This window comes from Sphingomonas aurantiaca (genome assembly GCF_003050705.1).
GTDB classification, from domain to species: Bacteria; Pseudomonadota; Alphaproteobacteria; order Sphingomonadales; family Sphingomonadaceae; genus Sphingomonas; species Sphingomonas aurantiaca.
The window spans coordinates 477,495-494,378 of the sequence record NZ_QAOG01000001.1 but is presented as its reverse complement, the minus strand read 5'-3'; the positions used below and the strand labels follow the sequence as shown (position 1 = coordinate 494,378).

The window sequence follows — 16,884 nt, the reverse complement described above, 5'->3', positions numbered from 1 at the left end:
CCCGCGGCTGTTAACCCAGTCTTTGCAGGGAAGCCAAGCTTTGCTGCACATGGTCGCGATACGGGGCGATACTATCCTCCCCGGAAAGCGGGGGGAGGATTTCCGACGACTTACTGGAAGACGCTGGCGTCGAGCTTCAGCCGGGGCTGCGCGGGCGGCACCGGCTGCGAGACCGGTTGGAGGCGCGCCTGCGTGATCGTCTGGACCGGCGTGTTCGACGCATATTGGCGCGAGGCCATCACGGGCTGGACCGGCCGCGGCACAGCGCGACCGCGCCACGCATCGACCGCACGGTAGAAATCGGTGAACGGCCGCTCGAGGACGGGCAGGTTCTGCGCGGCGAAGGCGGGCAGCGCCTCGGCCGAAACGCCTGCGCTCTGCGCGAGAACCGTGTTCGCCGCCGTGCAGAAATCGTCGCGCGCGGGCGATTGCGAGAAGAAGTTGTACAGCCGCGTCATCGAATCGTCGTAGCGATCCTGCCAGTCGCCGCCGCCCGACTTATATTCGCTGGCATAGGTCGCCTCGGCCTTGGCGAGCACCGGCTTCTGCGCCGACAGCAGCGCGTTATAGCCGGCGACGATCACCACTTCCTGCGGCCCGCGACACGCGAGCGCGGCGACGTTGAGCGCCGCGCGCAGATGCCAGACCTTGGCGGCGGTCGTCAGGTTGCGATTCGGCGTCGGATAGGTGCCGTCGGCGAGCGCGACCGGAATGACGATGGTGGGCGACGCGCCCTTGGGCATCACCGGCGCGGGCACGGGCACCATGATGACGGGCGGCGCGACCGCCGCCACGGTCCGAGGCTTCTGGGCGCAACCGGCCAGCAGGCCAAGCGCGGTAACGGACAGCAACGCAAACCGACGACTCATCGCAACACCTCGTAACGTCCACCGACCGGACACTCTTTGCCACGCATAAGGTTAACGAGGCGTAAGCCGTACGCGGTTTGCGGCGAGTGGAGAGCGGGCGGGGTCGGAGATGCGCCACTCAACCAGCCCTACCCCGGCGGAGGCCGGGGCCCAGCTGGCAAGGTCGCAGTAACGGCTCGCAACCTCAGTCAGCGACGCGCCCCAACTTGGCCCCGGCCTTCGCCGGGGTGGTAGTGACCGCTTAACGAACGCATTCCTCGATTCTCCCCGCCGGGGGAGGATGAGTTGTCAGGCCGCGCGCGCCTCCAGCGCCGCCGAGGCTTGCGCCATCAGCCCGGCGATGATGTTGGCGACCGGCTCCTCGCGCTTGACCATGCCGACCGACTGGCCCGCCATCACCGAGCCATGCTCGACATCGCCGTCGATCACCGCGCGGCGCAGCGCGCCCGCCCAGTAATGCTCGATCTGCAACTGCGCCTCGGCCATTTCCACGCGGCCCTCGTCGAGATGCCCGGCAACCTCGCGCTGCTTGGCGGTGAACAGCTCGCTCGACGCGTTCTTCAGCGCGCGGACCGGGATCACCGGAAGCCGCGCATCGATCTGCACGCTGGCGATCGCATCGCGTGCCGAGGCGCGGATGAACGCCTTCTTGAAATTGGCATGCGCGATCGATTCGGTCGCGCACACGAACAGCGTGCCGAGCTGGACACCCGCCGCGCCCATGTCGAGATAGCCCGCGATCGCCTCGCCGCGGCCGATTCCGCCTGCGACGAACACCGGCACCTGCTCGGCGATCTCGGGCAGCATTTCCTGCGCGAGCACGCTGGTCGAGACCGGGCCGATATGGCCGCCGGCTTCCATGCCCTCGATCACCAGCGCGTCGACGCCGCTGCGGATCAGCTTCTTGGCGAGCGCCAGCGCGGGCGAGAACGCGATCAGTTTCGCGCCCGTCTCCTTGATCGCCTCGATGCTGCCCTTGGGCGGCAGGCCACCCGCGAGCACGACATGCCCCACCTTGTGCTTGGCGCACACCGCGATCAGCTCGAACAGATCGGGGTGCATCGTGATCAGGTTCACGCCGAACGGCTTGTCGGTCAGCGCCTTGGTCGCGGCGATCTCGGTATCGAGCAGCGCGGGCGTCATCGCGCCGCACGCGATCACGCCGAACCCGCCGGCGTTCGAGATGGCCGAGACGAGATGCCGCTCGGACACCCACGACATCGCGCCGCCGAGGATGGCGACCTGCGATCCGAGGAACTCCGCGCCGCGCGCCATGCGGCGTGCGAGCCGCTGCTCCCCTCCCGCCGTGCGGGAGGGGTCGGGGGAGGGGGTGGCCTGAAGCACGGACATATCGGTCATCCGACCCGCCTAGCCCTCCCCCGACCCCTCCCGCAAGCGGGAGGGGAGAGATTTACGCCGCGTCCTCCGCATCGAGACCGTACGCGGTGTGCAGCACGCGCACCGCCAGTTCGGTGTAATCCTCCTCGATCAGCACGCTGACCTTGATCTCCGACGTCGCGATCGCCTGGATGTTGATCCCGCGTTCGCCGAGCGTCGTGAACATCGTCGAGGCGACGCCCGCATGGCTGCGCATGCCGACGCCGACCACCGAAACCTTGGCGACGCGCGTGTCGTGGACGATCGTCGCATAGCCGATCGCGTCCTTCGCCTTGTCGAGGATATCGAGCGAGCGCGCGAGGTCCGCGGCGGGCACGGTGAAGGTGACGTCGGTCGACCCGGTCGAATGCGCGACGTTCTGCACGATCATGTCGACGTTGATCCCGCCGTCCGCGAGCGGCGCGAAGATCGCCGCGACCGAGCCGGGGCGATCGCTGACCTGCGTCAACGTGATCTTCGCCTCGTTCTTGTCGTGCGCGATCCCGGTGATGAGCTGGCGTTCCATATCGTCGATTTCCTCTTCGCCCACGATCAACGTGCCGCGGTGACCGTCATTGGTGTCGCCGTCTTCGAAGGAAGACAGCACGCGCACGCGCACATTCTCTTTCATCGCCAGGCCGACAGACCGGGTCTGCAGCACCTTGGCACCGACGCTGGCGAGTTCCAGCATCTCCTCATACGTCACCTTGCCGAGTTTGCGCGCGCGAGGGACGATCCGCGGATCCGTCGTGTAGACGCCGTCGACATCGGTATAGATGTCGCAGCGATCGGCCTTCATCGCAGCCGCCATCGCGACCGCGGACGTATCCGACCCGCCACGCCCGAGCGTGGTGACACGCTGGCCGTCCGCCACGCCCTGGAACCCCGGAATGACCGCGACGACACCATCGGCAAGGCTCGCGTCGAGCGCCGCCGTATCGATCTCGCCGATCCGCGCCGAGCCATGCGCGTCGGACGTGTTGATCGGCAGCTGCCAGCCGAGCCACGATCGCGCCTTGCAACCCGCGGCCTGCAAAGCGATCGCGAGCAGCCCGCTCGTGATCTGCTCGCCGGCCGAGACGACGACGTCATATTCCTTCGCATCGTACAGCGACGACGCCTCGCGGCAGAAGCCGACCAGCCGGTCGGTCTCGCCCGCCATCGCCGAGACGACGACCGCGACCTGGTTGCCCGCATCGACTTCGCGCTTCACGCGCGCGGCGACGTTGCGGATCCGCTCGATCCCGGCCATCGACGTGCCGCCGAATTTCATCACGATACGGGCCATGAACTGCGCAAATCCCTTTGGGTCGAAGCGGCGGCCCTGATAGGTAGCGCGCATGATACTGGCAAGTGACACCGTAAAAGGCGCAACAATCGATCCGCGCGAGGCCGCGCATTTCGGCACGATGGCAAAGGACTGGTGGGACCCCAAGGGCTCGTCCGCGCCGCTCCACAAGCTCAACCCGCCGCGGCTGCGCTATATCCGCGAGCAGGTCGACGCGCATTGGGGTGGCGACGGTGCGACCTTTACGCCGCTGGCGGGCAAGACCGCGCTCGACGTCGGCTGCGGCGCGGGGTTGCTGTGCGAACCGCTCGCCCGGCTCGGCGCGGCGGTGACGGGGATCGACGCCGCGCCCGAGAATATCGCGGTGGCGGAAATCCACGCGGCGCAGAGCGGTCTGGCGATCGATTACCGTGCGGGCGGCGTCGAGGGGCTCGTCGGCCAGTTTGATCTCGTCACCAGCCTCGAGGTGATCGAGCATGTCAGCGATCCTGCGGGCTACGTTCGCGGCCTCGCCCGGGTGCTGGCGGACGGCGGGTTGTTGATCCTGTCGACGCCCAACCGCACGCCGTTGTCGCGGCTCGCGATGATCACGCTGGCGGAGGGCACCGGCACGATCCCCAAGGGCACGCACGACTGGAACAAGTTCCTCACGCCCGAGGAACTGACCGCGTTGCTGAAGGACGCCGGGCTCCGCGTGACGGACACGCGGGGGCTGAGCTTCTCGCCGGCGACCGGCTTCACGCTGAGCGATTCGACCAGCCTCGATTACTTCCTGACCGCGTTAAAAGCCTGACTCGTGCCCCACACGCCGCCACCCCGACTTTCGCCACCACCCCGGCGGAGGCAGGGGCCCAATTGGGAAGGCCGTGGTAACGGAGCGAGATCCCTGACCATGATCGTCCCCCAACTGGGCCCCGGCCTCCGCCGGGGTGGGGCTGAGTGATGCAGCGCCCCCCTCCCCAACCATGTTCACACGCGAAGGCGGGTGCCCAGACTGGGCACCCGCCTTCGCGTGTGAACATGGTTCTGGCGCTCGCAGCGCTGGCGATCCTGTTCGTCGCCCTCGCGCTCCTCCGCCCCGTCGATCACGACGAGAGCCAATATGTCGCCGCCACGCTGCTGACCGCGCACGGCTTCATCCCCTATCGCGACTTCGCCTACCTCCAGACGCCGCTCCAGCCTTACCTCTTCGCCCCGCTCGCGCTGCTCGCCGGCGCGTGGACCTGGCCGGTGCTCCGCATCGCCAACGCGCTGCTGGGGCTCGCCACGATCGCCGCGGTCCACCGCGCCGCGCGAATCGGGGGCGCCGGCCCCCGCGCCGCCGCCATCGCCGCCGCGCTGTTCGCCACCTGCGACATCCTGCTCTTCAGCATCGGCACCGCGCGCAACGACGCGCTCCCCGCCGCCTGCCTCGCGCTCGCGCTCCCCGCCATCGTCAGAACCGCACGCGAGCAAGCCAGCCGCCGTGACGCGCTGCGGATCGGCGCACTGCTCGCTGCCGCCGCCGCCGCCAAGATCTCCTATGCGCTGCCCGCGCTCGCCTACGGCCTCTGGGCTCTGTTCCGCGCCGACCGCCGCCCCTGGTGGACGCTGCTCGGCGCGCTCCCCTTCGCGACACTCATAGGTGCATTGTTCCTCCAGGCCCCCGAAGCCTTCCTGTTCGGCGTGCTCGGCTTTCCGGGCCAGGCGCCGACCGAATGGTATCAGGCGCGCCCCTGGAAACTGTCGACCGCGGCGAAGCTCGTCGACACGCTCAAGTTCCTCGCGCTCGGCCCGGCGCTGCTGGCGATCGTCGCCACCACGGGCAGGCGCCACCGCTGGCACCTGATCCTCGACCTGCTGATCCTCGCCGGTCTGATCGCAGCGCTCGCACCGGTGCCGACATGGCGCCAATATCTGCTCCCGATGTTGCCCGCCTTGTTCGTGCGCCTGGCGCTGGTCTGGCACGCGCACCCGCCCGGCAAGGCGATGCGGATCGCCGCTGTCGTCTTTGCCTGCGCCGGTCTTGCGCCGACCGTCGAGGCCGTGGCGAACGGCGGCATCCCGATGCGCGACGCGCTGCGGACCGCCACCGCGGTGCGGGAGACGCTGGACCGCGCGCACGTCACCGGCCCGGTCGCGACGCTCTCCCCGCAATTCCTCCCCGGCACGGCGATCGACCCGCGCTTTGCCCCCGGCCCCTTTTATTTTCGCAGTACGGCGCTGCTCGATGCCCGGCAGGAACGCCAACTCCACCTCGTCTCGCACGCGCGAATCGGTCTTCTCGGCGATCCGCGCGCGATCCTGACCGGCGGCGAAGGCGCGTGGAGCAGCGGCGACGACCGGATCGACGCGTTGCTCGCCGCCTATGCCATCCGCCGCGGATACCAAGCGCTACCGGTACCCGGCACCCGCTTCACGCTGTACGTCGCACGCCCTGCTTCGCCGCGACCAGTCCCGCATAATAGTCCATGAGCTCGACCGCATGCTCGCGGTCGCTGCGGACATGTCGCGCCGCCACCGCCGCCGCGCGCTGCAGCAAAATGCGGTCGCGCGCGAACAAACGGCCGATCGCCGCCGCCGCGCTCTCCGCATCGCGCGCCGCGTACAGCTCGCTGGCATGACGGTCCGCCACCTCCGCGCACCCGCCCGTATCGGGCACGATCAGCGGCAACCCCGACGCCATCGCCTCTGACGCGACCAGTCCGAACGGCTCGGCCTCCGATCCATGGATCAGCGCATCGCAACTCGCCATGATCCGTGCGAGCCGCTCGCGATCATAGACCGGCGCGAACATCCGGATATGCGGCGATCCGCCGATCCGCCGCGCGATCGCCTTGCTCTGCGCGCCGGTCCCGATCAGCACCAGCCCGACCGGCAGGGTCGCCCCCGCCCGCGCCACCGCATCGACAACCAGCGGCCAGCGCTTCTCGCCGTGATGCCGCCCGAGCCCAAGCAACAGCATCCCCTCCTCGGGCAAGCCGCATTGCCGCAGCAATGCCGCGCGCAACCGCGGATCGCGCAGCTCGGGCGAGAAATGCCCGCGCTCGATCCCCAGCGGCATCGCCGCGTCGATCCGGACGCCGCGCGCGCGCAATCGCTTCTCGAGCGCCGGGCCGTTGGTCACGACGACATCATATTTCTCGAGGAAGCGGCTCATGTACCGGCTGTACCAGCCGAACCCGCGCTCGATCTGGTCGTGGCTCGCCACACCCGCGAACCAGCGCTGCGCATAGGCCGCGATATTGTCGTTGTGCATGAAGAAGGACTTTACCGCGCGCCCCTGCCAGTCGCCGACGAACCACGCCGGCCGCCACGGCGAGCAGCACTCGACCACGTCGGGATCGAGATCGTCGAGCACGCGGTGGATCGCGCGCTCGTCCCAGAACAGACCGTAATTGCGATCGAACGGCATTCCCGGCGATTTCAGATACAGGATCCGCCCGCCGCCCGGCCGCTCCTCGACGCGGTCTTCCCTGCCCGGCGCGACGACGATCAGTTCATGGCCCATGTCCGCCATGATCCCCATCTTCCGGTCGACATAGGTCCGCACGCCGCCCCCGGTCGGCGAGTAGAACTCGTTGACGTCGACGATCCGCATCAGTGCGGTCCGATCGGTCCGAAGCCGCCTAGCCCGCGCAGATACTGCGCAGTGATCCGCACCGTCGTCACCCCCGTGCCGACCTCGACCAGCGCCTGCTCCACCTTGGGCCGCGACCGGCCGAGCTTCACGTTGCTCGCAAACCCGACGCCGTCGGTCCAGAAACTGAACTTGTTCTTCCCGTCGCGATTATGCGTCAGCAACAGCGCATAGCGGCCCGGCCGCGGTGCCCTGATGCACATCGTCATCGGCCCTGTCGCTGGCGTCGGCACGACCACCCGGCGAAACGTCTTGCCCGCCGCGAGCAGCACGCGGTCGCCCTTCAGGAAATCCGCTTCGGTGCCGGGATAGAGCTCGAGCTTCAGTTCGCCGGTGCGGTCCTTCAGCCCGGTAATCTCGACCGCGATCGCCGGCCCCCCGTCCATGGCGGCGCCGGGCCGGCACGCGGCCGCATCGCTGCCGAGCACCTGCGCCCCAACCGATCCCGCCAGCCCGACGATCGCGGCCAGCGCAACACACCCGCGGATCATGCGCGCAACCGCGTCAGCGCGGCATGGATGCCGAACAGGATGATCAGCGCGACGTGCACCACCAACGTTAGCGCGGCGGTGAACGCGATCAGCTCCGACAACGCCTGATCCTGCCCGATCAGCAGGATCGCAGCGTTGGCGAACAGCAGGTCCTTGTTCGGCACCAGCGGCAGCCGCGACACGAGCAACCGCCCGGCAGCGAGGAACAGCCACATCCCCACCGGCACGCCCGGCAGCGCAAAGTGCCATGCGAACGCGATCAGCACCGATCCGCACAACAGCCGGATGCAGTGGATCCCGAACACCCACCACAGCTTGGCGCGCGGCAGTGAGAACACGCGGCGCGAGAAGATCAGGAACGGCAGCGAGATCGCCAGCGTCACTGCCGCCGATCCGAGCACCGTCCGGAACTGGTCGTGCGTCAGCAGATGCCGGCCGAGCGGCAGCGCGATCGCCACCAGCAGCAGCGTGATCGCGTTTCCGGCGATCGCCGACAGGATCGTGACGTCCTTCACCGCGCCGAACGGCGATGCCACCATCCGCGCCTTGGCCCGCGCCCAGGCATAGAAATACGCGTCACCCGAATAGCCGAACACGACTTCGTTCGCGATCCGCTTCTTGATCAGCGCGACCAGGCCGCCAAGCGGGATGCCCCACAACCGGCGAAAGATCACATAGTCGCCGGTCGGCGGCGACATGTAGAGCAACCCGAAGCACAGATAGAAACGCGGATCCTGCGGGACCGAGCGCGACAGACCGGCCAGGCCATGGCCGAGCAGTTCGCGGCCCAGCCCGACGATCATCGCCACCGTCAGCACCGCACCGATGATCGCGGGCCAGCGGCTGCCCAGCGTCTTGAGCGGCTCGAGCCCGACGCGCGCGATCTCCGCATAGCCCTCGGGCTCGCTTGTCTTCGCCATGCGCGAACTCACTCGTCGTTCCTCAAGCCATTGCCCTTAAAGCCGTTTCGACGCTGGCGGTCGGACATAATAGCCGCCCGGCAACACAGGTGCACGCAAAGTCGGTTTCAATCGGTCGCGATCTCCGCTTTATCCATCGCGCATTATGATGACCGCGATATGTCAGCCCTGATCGGATCGCCGACCGCACGGCACATCATGACCTATGCGGAGGATCTGCGCGGTGGCGGCGTCGAACGCGCGCAACTGCGCCTCGCGCGCGGCTGGCTGGCGGCGGGGCGTCGCGTGACGCTGGCGATCGAGACGATCGACGGGCCCCTGGCGGCCGAACTCCCCGACGGGCTTGAGATCGTCGCGCCCTCGCGGTTGCTTGCGCTTCCCGGTGTCGTGCGGCGTCTCGCGCCCGACATCATCTTCTGCCCCGGCAATTTCTATACCGGGATCGCCGCATGGACCCGGCTGCGGCTCGGCCGGCATTGCCCGCCGATCGTCGCCAAGATGTCCAACGCGCCCGCCCGCGCCGATCACAGCCGCGCGATGCACGCCGCGCACCAGCTCTGGCTCGCGGGTCACGGGCGCTTTCTCGATCACCTCGTCGCGATGACCCCGGCCACGGCGGACGAGGCCGCGCGCGCGACGCACATGGTCGGGCGGACCAGCGTCATCCCGAACCCGCCGGCGGTGCCGGTCCCCGCCGCGCTGCCCGATCTCCCGCCGCGCTATATTCTCGGCGTCGGCCGGCTCGAACCGCAGAAGCGCTGGGATCGGCTGATCGCCGCGCTGCCGCTGCTGGCGGACCCGACTGTGCCGCTCGTCATCCTCGGCGAAGGGGGGATGCGCGGCGCAATCGAGGCGCAGATCCGCACGCTCGGTCTGGCCGACCGCGTCCTGCTGCTCGGTCACAGCGGCGATCCGCTGCCCGTCATGGCGCGCGCGCACGTGCTGGCGCTGACGTCGGAGTATGAAGGTGTGCCCGGGGTGCTGCGCGAGGCGCTGTCGGTCGGAACGCCCGTCGTCTCGACCGACTCCAGCACCGCGGTGGCGGAAATCATCGACCGCCCCGATCACGGCATGATCGTCGCGCGGGACGATGCGGCCGCGCTGGTCGCGGCATTGGATGCCTGGCTCGGCCCTACCGCACAGCGACCAGCCCCGGTCCAGCAACCGGGTGCGGATTCCGCAGATCGCTACCTCGCGCTGTTCGATCAGCTCGTCAGGCGGTAGCCTCGGCCTTCTCTTCCTCCCGCTCCGATCGGCGCTCGAGCGCAGTCTTGATCATCGCGGTCATTGGGTCGGCCAGCGCCAGCCCCAATATCCCGAACAGTGCGCTCGCCAGGATTTGCGCGCCCAGCGTCAGGGCCGGCGGCAAATCGACGGTGCGCTTGGCCACCATCGGCACGATCACATAGCCGTCGATCGTCTGGACGATCAGATACGTGCCGATCGCCCAGTATCCCGTATCGACGCCCGCGCTGAACCCAACCGCGACCATCAGCACGCCCGTCACGATCGCGCCGACATTAGGAATGAACGCCAGGATACCGGCAATGATGCCGAGCAGCATCGCCATCGGCACGCCGCCGATTGCGAGCGCGATCCCGCTCGCGACACCCTCGACCGCCATGCCGAGCAGACGTCCGGCGAGCAGACGCCGCAACGTCTCGCCCATCTTGACCAGCGTCCTGGCGAATTCGGCGCGCAGGTCGACCGGCACCATCCACTGCAGCCCGCGCGAATAGGTGCCCGGATCCATCGCGATGAACAGCCCGAGGATGAGGATCATGAACATGCTCGTGATCGCGCCGATCGCGGTGCCGACCCATGACGTCACGCGCCCGACCGAGCCCAGCGCCTCCTTGACGATCCCGTTGACGTCCGACGCGCCCGGCATCAGCCCCTGCGACGTCAGATAGCCCGTGAAGCGGTTCGCCTGCATCTCCAGCGTCGAGCGCAGCTGCGTCACCTGTTCGGTCACCTGCACGCCGGTCAGGATGAACGTGCCCACCAGGAACGCGAACGTCAGCACCACGACGATCAGCAACCGCCACCCGCGTCCGATCGGCAGCACCCGCCCGAGCAGCCGCACACCGCCATCGAGCAGGGCCGCGAACACGACGCCCGCAAAGATGATCAGCAACGGCTGGACCAGCACGATCAGCAGCGCGATTCCGCAGGCGAGCCCGAGCCAGATCATCGCGCGCTTCAGTTCCTTGCGCAGGAACGGATCGCGCATCTCGACCGGGCTGAGTTCATCGACGGTCTTGGTATCGGCCATCTCAGTTCGCCTTAGCGGGATGCAGCGACGTGCCGGCGCGGTCCGAGCGCAGCGACCCCCACCAGGTCAGCGGGTTGAAGGTCGCGTCGCCATCGAGGCTGAAGGTGATGAACTCCGCGCGCCCACCGAGATTCTCGTACGGCACCGGCCCGCCGAGCCCAAGCTGGCTCAGTGCGAACCGACTGTCGGCCGAGCGATCGCGATTGTCGCCCATCAGGAAGACGTGGTTGGCAGGGATCGTCACTTCCGCGAAATTGTCGCCCTGGCTGTCGGATTCGAGATCGATCGTCTCGTAGCGACGGCCATTGGGCAGCGTCTCGGTATAGGTCGGCAGGCGGCACATCTGGCGGCCATCGGGCAGCGTCTCGCGCGCACCGGGATAGTCGATCTCGCTGCACGGGCTGTTCGTGTCGACCGGGATCAGCGTGTCGTGGAGGGGACCACGCTTCACCGCGACGCCGTTGAGGAACACGATCCCGCCACGCACCGCGAGCTTGTCGCCAGGCAGGCCGATGACGCGCTTGATATAGTCGTTATGCGTCCCCGGCGGCGTCACGATCACCACGTCGCCGCGCGTCGGCAGCGATCCGAACAGGCGGCCATGCATGAACGGCAGCGACACGCTCCAGCTGTCTTCCTGCTGGCGCAGCACGACGCCCTTGAAGATCGCGACCGGGTTGGGGATCGTCGGCGACACGAACGACCAGCCATAGGCGAACTTGGTTACCACCAGCCGGTCGCCGATCCGAAGCCCCGGCAGCATCGATTCGCTGGGGATATAGAAGGGCTTGGCAATGAAGCTGTGGAAGCCGAGCACGACCAGGATCAGCCAGAAGATCCCCTTCACCTCGCCCCACCAGTCGGTGCCGCGGCGGCGGGGTGTGTCCGGTGCGGTGGCCGTCGGAGCGACGGTATCGCCCGTCGCCGCCTGCTGGGCGAGGGGCTTGTCTGGGAACTCGTTGCCGTCCAACGCCGCGTCCTTCATCGATTCATATCTACTTGAGATATCAGAGGTATAGCTTCGATGATCACAAAGGCCTGCGCCCAGGGGTCATCATCCGTCATCGTCAGATGCACGCGTGCGGCGTGGCCTTCGGGCGTCAGCGCGTCAAGCCTCGCTTTGGCGCCCCCGGTCAACGCCAGCGTCGGCGCGCCGCTCGCTGCGTTGACGACGCCGATGTCACGCATGAACACGCCCGCGCGAAACCCCGTCCCAACCGCCTTCGAAAACGCTTCCTTCGCCGCGAACCGCTTGGCGAGCGTCCCCGCCTTGGTGAACGGCCGCCGCGCCGCCTTGGCGCGCTCGACATCGGTAAACACCCGCGCCTCGAACCGCTCGCCGAACCGCTCCAGCGACGCCGTGATCCGCTGGATATTACACAGGTCGGAACCGAGCCCGATGATCACGAGATCCTCCCCGGTACGGGGAGGGGGACCGCGACGCGAAGCGGCGGGGTGGAGGGGGGGCTCCACGAACGATACGCCCGCGGCGGGCCCCCTCCCCCATGCTGCGCATGGTCCCCCTCCCCGTGCCGGGGAGGATTAGCGCGCCGCATCCATCGCCTCGCGCATCAGCCGAACCGCCTCGCCAAGCCCGACGAACAGCGCCTCGCCCACCAGGAAATGCCCGATATTCAGCTCCCGAACCTGCCGGATCGCGGCGATCGGCGCGACATTGTCGTAGGTGAGCCCGTGCCCCGCATGCACCTCGATGCCGTTCTTGGCCGCCAGCGCCGCCGCATCGGTCAGCCGCCGCAGCTCCACCGTCCGCGCCTCGCCCGACAGTTCGGCGTATAAGCCGGTGTGCAGTTCGACCACCGGCACCTTGAGCCGCACCGCCGCCTCGATCTGACGCGCATCGGGCTCGATGAAAAGCGACACGCGGATACCGGCCCCGGCGAGCGCATCGACTAGCCGCGCCATCCGGTCGTAATGCCCGGCGACGTCGAGCCCGCCCTCGGTCGTCAGCTCCTCGCGCTTCTCGGGCACGATGCACGCCGCGTGCGGCTTGTGCCGCAACGCAATGCCGAGCATCTCGTCGGTCGCCGCCATCTCGAGGTTGAGGGGGATCGCCAGCTCAGCCGACAACCGCGCAATGTCGTCATCGGTGATGTGCCGGCGATCCTCGCGCAGATGCGCGGTAATCCCGTCCGCGCCCGCCGCCGCCGCGACCAGCGCCGCGCGGACCGGGTCGGGATACCCCGCCCCGCGCGCATTGCGCACGGTCGCGACGTGATCGATGTTCACGCCCAGGCGGAGATGCTCGGTGCCGAGGGGGCTCATGCCGCCGCCCTGCTGCCCGGCTTGATCGCCGGGATCGCCGCGAGCTCGGCGGGCAAGGCATCCGCGGGATAGGTCGGCACGTCGAGCCGGATCAGCGGGAAGAACGGCACGCCCAGATCCGCCGTGCCGTTCGAGCGATCGACCAACGCCGCCGCCGCGACCGTCACGCCGCAAGCGCGTCCGATCGCGGCGATCGCCTCGCGCGACGAGAGCCCGGTGGTAACGACGTCCTCCATCATCAGCACCTTCTGCCCCGGCGCCAGGCGGAACCCACGGCGCAGCTCGAACACGCCGTCGGGCCGCTCGAGGAACATCGCCTCGACGCCCAGCGCACGCGCCATTTCGTGCCCCGCGATCACGCCGCCCATCGCCGGCGACACCACCGCGCCGATCTGCGATCGCAGCGCGTCCGGGATCGACGCGACCAGTGCCTCGGACAGCCGCGCGCCCCGCGCGGGGTCCATCAATACCCGCGCGCATTGCAGGTAGCGCGAACTGCGCAGCCCCGAGGACAGGATGAAATGCCCTTCCAGCAACGCTTCGGCAGCGCGGAATTCGGCGAGCACGTCGTCTTCGGTCATCGCGGGTCATCGCTCCAAAAGGCCTGCGCGCGCTGATACGAGCGCGCGCGAGACCACGCAACGAGAACCCGTTCATTATTGAACCGCTTAGACAAGGCTTGAGGCAAGCCCCCCCGCTGGGTATAGCTCTTCCCAAATGATAAGCAGACATCCGCGCGTCCGGGATATCGGGTTCGCTATAAACCGGGGTCAAGAAAAACGATGCGCAAGATGGGGATGAGAGGATTTGCGATGGCAGCGGGGCTCGCACTGGCGAGTCTCGGTGGTGTCGCCGGGCATGCGGCCCAGCCTGCAAGCACACCGACAGCGACACCAGCACCTCAGGCCGCCGCGGCACCTGGCGGTGTCTCGAACATCGCACCGACGACCGCCGCCGCAACGCCCACCGCCAACCCGTCCAGCCCCGAGCTGGCGATGGATGGTGCGCCGGCAATGACGGTCAAGCCAATGATCGGTCAGCCGACCAACGGTCTGTACGGGCTCCAGCCTCAGGTCACCAAGAACGGCCAGTTCGCGCATTGGATGCACAATTCGATCCTGGTGCCGACGATCACGATCATCTCGCTGTTCGTCCTCGCACTGCTGTTCTGGGTGTCGTTCCGCTATCGCAAGGCGCGCAACCCGGTCGCGTCGAAGACCAGCCACAACACCGCGATCGAGATTCTCTGGACGCTCGCGCCGGTCGTGATCCTCGTCCTGATCGCAGTCCCCTCGATCGGGCTGCTCCAGGCGCAGTTCAAGCCCGCGCCGTCGGGTGCCGTCACGCTCAAGGCGATCGGCAACCAATGGTATTGGACCTACCAGTATCCGGACAATGGCGGGTTCGAGATCACCGCCAACATGCTGAAGGAAAAGGCTGACGTCGCCGCCGGCGAGCGTCCGCGCACCGATGCCGACGGCCCCAAGCTGCTCGCCACCGACAACCGCATCGTCCTCCCCGTCGGCGTGCCGATCCGCCTGATCACGACGTCGAACGACGTGATCCACAGCTGGGCGGTCCCGGCGTTCTGGATCAAGCTCGACGCGATCCCCGGCCGCCTGAACGAGACGAGCTTCACGATCGACAAGCCCGGCCTGTATTTCGGCCAGTGTTCGGAACTGTGCGGCGCCCGCCATGGCTATATGCCGATCGCGGTCGAGGCCGTTCCGCCCGCTGAATACGCGGCCTGGGTCCGCGCCAAGGGCGGCACGATGCCGACACCCGGCAAGGCCTCCGACAAGGTGATCCCGCAGCCCGGCGCAGACGGCTCCGCGGCCAAGGTCGAAGAGGCGGCGGAAACCGCCAACGCCACCGGCCCTGTCGAGAACGTCACCACCGCAGCCCCCGCGACGACGCAGGGCGCCACCTCAAACCCGGCCGGCGCCGGCAACGCGGGACAGTAAGATGACCGACACTGCTCTCAACCCGTCGGCGTTCGTCTCGCACGACGCGCACGACCATCATCACGATACCGATCACAAGCCGGGCTTCTTCGCGCGGTGGTTCATGTCGACCAACCACAAGGACATCGGCACGCTCTACCTGATCTTCGCGATCGTCGCGGGGATCATCGGCGGCTCGGTCTCGGGGCTCATGCGCGCCGAGCTAGCGCATCCCGGCATCCAGTACCTCCAGGGCTGGGCGTCGATGCTCCATGGCGGCCCTGCCAGCCTCGATGAGTCGCTCCACCTCTGGAACGTGCTCATCACCGCGCATGGGCTGATCATGGTGTTCTTCATGGTCATGCCGGCGATGGTCGGTGGGTTCGGCAACTGGTTCGTGCCGATCATGATCGGTGCGCCCGACATGGCGTTCCCGCGCATGAACAACGTGTCGTTCTGGCTGCTGATCCCCGCCTTCACGCTGCTGCTCGCCTCACCGTTCTTTGGTGGCGCCGGCAATGGCTGGACACTCTACGCACCGCTCTCGACGTACGGCGAGCCTGGGCCATCGACCGACATGGCGATCCTCGCGCTCCATCTCGCGGGTGCCTCGTCGATCCTCGGCGCGATCAACTTCATCACCACGATCTTCAACATGCGCGCGCCCGGCATGACGCTGCACAAGATGCCGCTGTTCGTGTGGTCGATGCTCGTCACCGCGTTCCTGCTGCTGCTCGCGCTCCCGGTGCTCGCCGCCGCGATCACGATGCTGCTCACTGATCGAAACTTCGGCACGACCTTCTTCGATCCGGCCGGCGGCGGCGACCCCGTCCTCTACCAGCATCTGTTCTGGTTCTTCGGCCATCCCGAAGTCTACATCATGATCCTGCCGGGCTTCGGTATCGTCAGCCAGATCATCTCGACGTTCAGCCGCAAGCCCGTCTTCGGCTATCTCGGCATGGCCTATGCCATGGTCGCGATCGGCGTGGTCGGGTTCGTCGTGTGGGCGCACCACATGTTCACCACCGGCCTGTCGGTGAACACCAAGATGTACTTCACCGCCGCGACGATGGTCATCGCGGTGCCGACCGGCATCAAGATCTTCTCGTGGATCGCGACGATGTGGGGCGGCTCGCTCACCTTCAAGACGCCGATGGTGTGGTCGATCGGCTTCATCTTCATGTTCACCGTCGGCGGCGTGACCGGCGTCGTGCTCGCCAATGGCGGCATCGACGACTACATGCAGGACACGTACTACGTGGTGGCGCATTTCCACTATGTGCTGTCGCTGGGCGCAGTCTTCTCGCTGTTTGCGGGCTTCTATTACTGGTTCCCGAAAATGTCGGGCAAGATGTACAACGAGTTCCTCGGCCAGCTGCACTTCTGGGTGTTCTTCATCGGCGTGAACGTGATGTTCTTCCCGATGCACTTCCTCGGCCTCCAGGGCATGCCGCGCCGTATTCCGGACTACACGCCGCAGTATGAGCATTGGAACACGGTCGCCTCGGTCGGCTACATGATCATGGCCGCGGGCATGGTGGTGTTCTTCGTCAACCTGATCTGGTCGATGATCGCGGGCAAGCCGGCGGGCGACAACCCATGGGGCGACGGCGCGACGACGCTCGAGTGGACGATCTCCTCGCCGCCGCCGTACCACCAGTTCGAGACGCTGCCGAAGATCGACTGAAGGCGGACCAGGGCCTTCAGCCCCCCCCCCCCCGGGGGCCAGCCAAACGAGAAGACGCCTCGGGGAAACCCGGGGCGTTTTTCGTTGAACGACCGTCACCCGCCCCCCCTGTTTCCCCGCGAAGGCGGGGAC

Annotated in this window: 16 protein-coding genes; 5 read left to right on the top strand and 11 right to left on the bottom strand. The window is 67.7% G+C overall.

Going from position 1 to position 16,884, the window contains the following annotated elements:
- Nucleotides 1–110: 110 nt before the first annotated feature.
- The 3 genes from C8J26_RS02375 to C8J26_RS02365 form a co-directional block, all read right to left on the bottom strand.
- A complete protein-coding gene (locus C8J26_RS02375; protein ID WP_107956559.1) occupies nt 111–869 on the bottom strand; it encodes a hypothetical protein in 759 nt (252 codons plus the stop codon).
- 288 nt (nt 870–1,157) lie between these two features.
- A complete protein-coding gene (locus C8J26_RS02370; protein ID WP_107956558.1) occupies nt 1,158–2,144 on the bottom strand; it encodes an NAD(P)H-dependent flavin oxidoreductase in 987 nt (328 codons plus the stop codon).
- A 136-nt stretch (nt 2,145–2,280) separates the two neighbouring features.
- Nucleotides 2,281–3,534 (bottom strand): aspartate kinase, encoded by a 1,254-nt coding sequence (locus tag C8J26_RS02365; protein ID WP_107957024.1) that lies wholly within the window; start codon nt 3,532–3,534, stop codon nt 2,281–2,283.
- A gap of 52 nt (nt 3,535–3,586) precedes the next feature.
- Between C8J26_RS02365 and ubiG the strand changes: the two genes are divergently transcribed.
- The gene (gene ubiG, locus C8J26_RS02360) at nt 3,587–4,327 is read left to right on the top strand and encodes a bifunctional 2-polyprenyl-6-hydroxyphenol methylase/3-demethylubiquinol 3-O-methyltransferase UbiG (protein ID WP_107956557.1); all 741 of its coding nucleotides are present in this window, start codon (nt 3,587–3,589) and stop codon (nt 4,325–4,327) included.
- A gap of 227 nt (nt 4,328–4,554) precedes the next feature.
- Nucleotides 4,555–5,988 carry a glycosyltransferase family 39 protein gene (locus C8J26_RS02355; protein ID WP_107956556.1) on the top strand — a complete coding sequence of 478 codons (1,434 nt, stop codon included), beginning with the start codon at nt 4,555–4,557 and terminating at the stop codon, nt 5,986–5,988.
- Here C8J26_RS02355 and C8J26_RS02350 read toward each other — a convergent pair.
- Genes C8J26_RS02350 through C8J26_RS02340 form a run of 3 tightly spaced genes read right to left on the bottom strand, consistent with a single transcriptional unit; the run spans nt 5,930 to nt 8,564 of the window.
- Nucleotides 5,930–7,114, bottom strand: coding sequence for a glycosyltransferase (locus C8J26_RS02350; RefSeq protein WP_056412771.1), 1,185 nt, complete (start codon nt 7,112–7,114; stop codon nt 5,930–5,932). The genes C8J26_RS02355 and C8J26_RS02350 overlap by 59 nt on opposite strands.
- Complete coding sequence (locus C8J26_RS02345) at nt 7,114–7,644, bottom strand: DUF2141 domain-containing protein (RefSeq protein WP_107956555.1); 531 nt, start codon at nt 7,642–7,644, stop codon at nt 7,114–7,116. The genes C8J26_RS02350 and C8J26_RS02345 overlap by 1 nt, the downstream gene beginning before the upstream one ends.
- Nucleotides 7,641–8,564 carry a hypothetical protein gene (locus C8J26_RS02340; RefSeq protein ID WP_107956554.1) on the bottom strand — a complete coding sequence of 308 codons (924 nt, stop codon included), beginning with the start codon at nt 8,562–8,564 and terminating at the stop codon, nt 7,641–7,643. Before C8J26_RS02340 ends, C8J26_RS02345 begins: the two co-directional genes overlap by 4 nt.
- A 159-nt stretch (nt 8,565–8,723) precedes the next feature.
- On the opposite strand from C8J26_RS02340, the gene C8J26_RS02335 reads away from it, so the two are divergent.
- Complete coding sequence (locus tag C8J26_RS02335; protein ID WP_107956553.1) at nt 8,724–9,788, top strand: glycosyltransferase; 1,065 nt, start codon at nt 8,724–8,726, stop codon at nt 9,786–9,788.
- Here the strand turns inward: C8J26_RS02335 and C8J26_RS02330 are convergent.
- The 5 genes from C8J26_RS02330 to pyrE form a co-directional block, all read right to left on the bottom strand.
- Nucleotides 9,778–10,839 carry an AI-2E family transporter gene (locus C8J26_RS02330; RefSeq protein WP_107956552.1) on the bottom strand — a complete coding sequence of 354 codons (1,062 nt, stop codon included), beginning with the start codon at nt 10,837–10,839 and terminating at the stop codon, nt 9,778–9,780. The two genes, C8J26_RS02335 and C8J26_RS02330, sit on opposite strands and share 11 nt — an antisense overlap.
- A 1-nt stretch (nt 10,840) precedes the next feature.
- On the bottom strand, nt 10,841–11,824 hold the full coding sequence (gene lepB / locus C8J26_RS02325; protein ID WP_107956551.1) for a signal peptidase I: 984 nt from the start codon (nt 11,822–11,824) through the stop codon (nt 10,841–10,843).
- On the bottom strand, nt 11,821–12,246 hold the full coding sequence (gene acpS, locus C8J26_RS02320; RefSeq protein ID WP_107956550.1) for a holo-ACP synthase: 426 nt from the start codon (nt 12,244–12,246) through the stop codon (nt 11,821–11,823). The genes lepB and acpS overlap by 4 nt, the downstream gene beginning before the upstream one ends.
- Before the next feature lie 135 nt (nt 12,247–12,381).
- Entirely contained in the window at nt 12,382–13,122 is a 741-nt protein-coding gene (locus C8J26_RS02315; protein WP_107956549.1) for a pyridoxine 5'-phosphate synthase, read from the bottom strand.
- Nucleotides 13,119–13,703: an orotate phosphoribosyltransferase gene (gene pyrE / locus C8J26_RS02310; RefSeq protein ID WP_107956548.1), complete on the bottom strand. Its 585-nt coding sequence runs from the start codon at nt 13,701–13,703 to the stop codon at nt 13,119–13,121. The genes C8J26_RS02315 and pyrE overlap by 4 nt, the downstream gene beginning before the upstream one ends.
- 231 nt (nt 13,704–13,934) lie before the next feature.
- Here pyrE and coxB point away from each other — a divergent pair, with 231 nt between their 5' ends.
- Both coxB and ctaD read left to right on the top strand, forming a co-directional pair.
- Nucleotides 13,935–15,086 (top strand): cytochrome c oxidase subunit II, encoded by a 1,152-nt coding sequence (gene coxB, locus C8J26_RS02305; protein WP_235516758.1) that lies wholly within the window; start codon nt 13,935–13,937, stop codon nt 15,084–15,086.
- 1 nt (nt 15,087) lies between these two features.
- Entirely contained in the window at nt 15,088–16,752 is a 1,665-nt protein-coding gene (ctaD, locus tag C8J26_RS02300; RefSeq protein WP_107956547.1) for a cytochrome c oxidase subunit I, read from the top strand.
- The last annotated feature ends 132 nt before the right edge of the window (nt 16,753–16,884 follow it).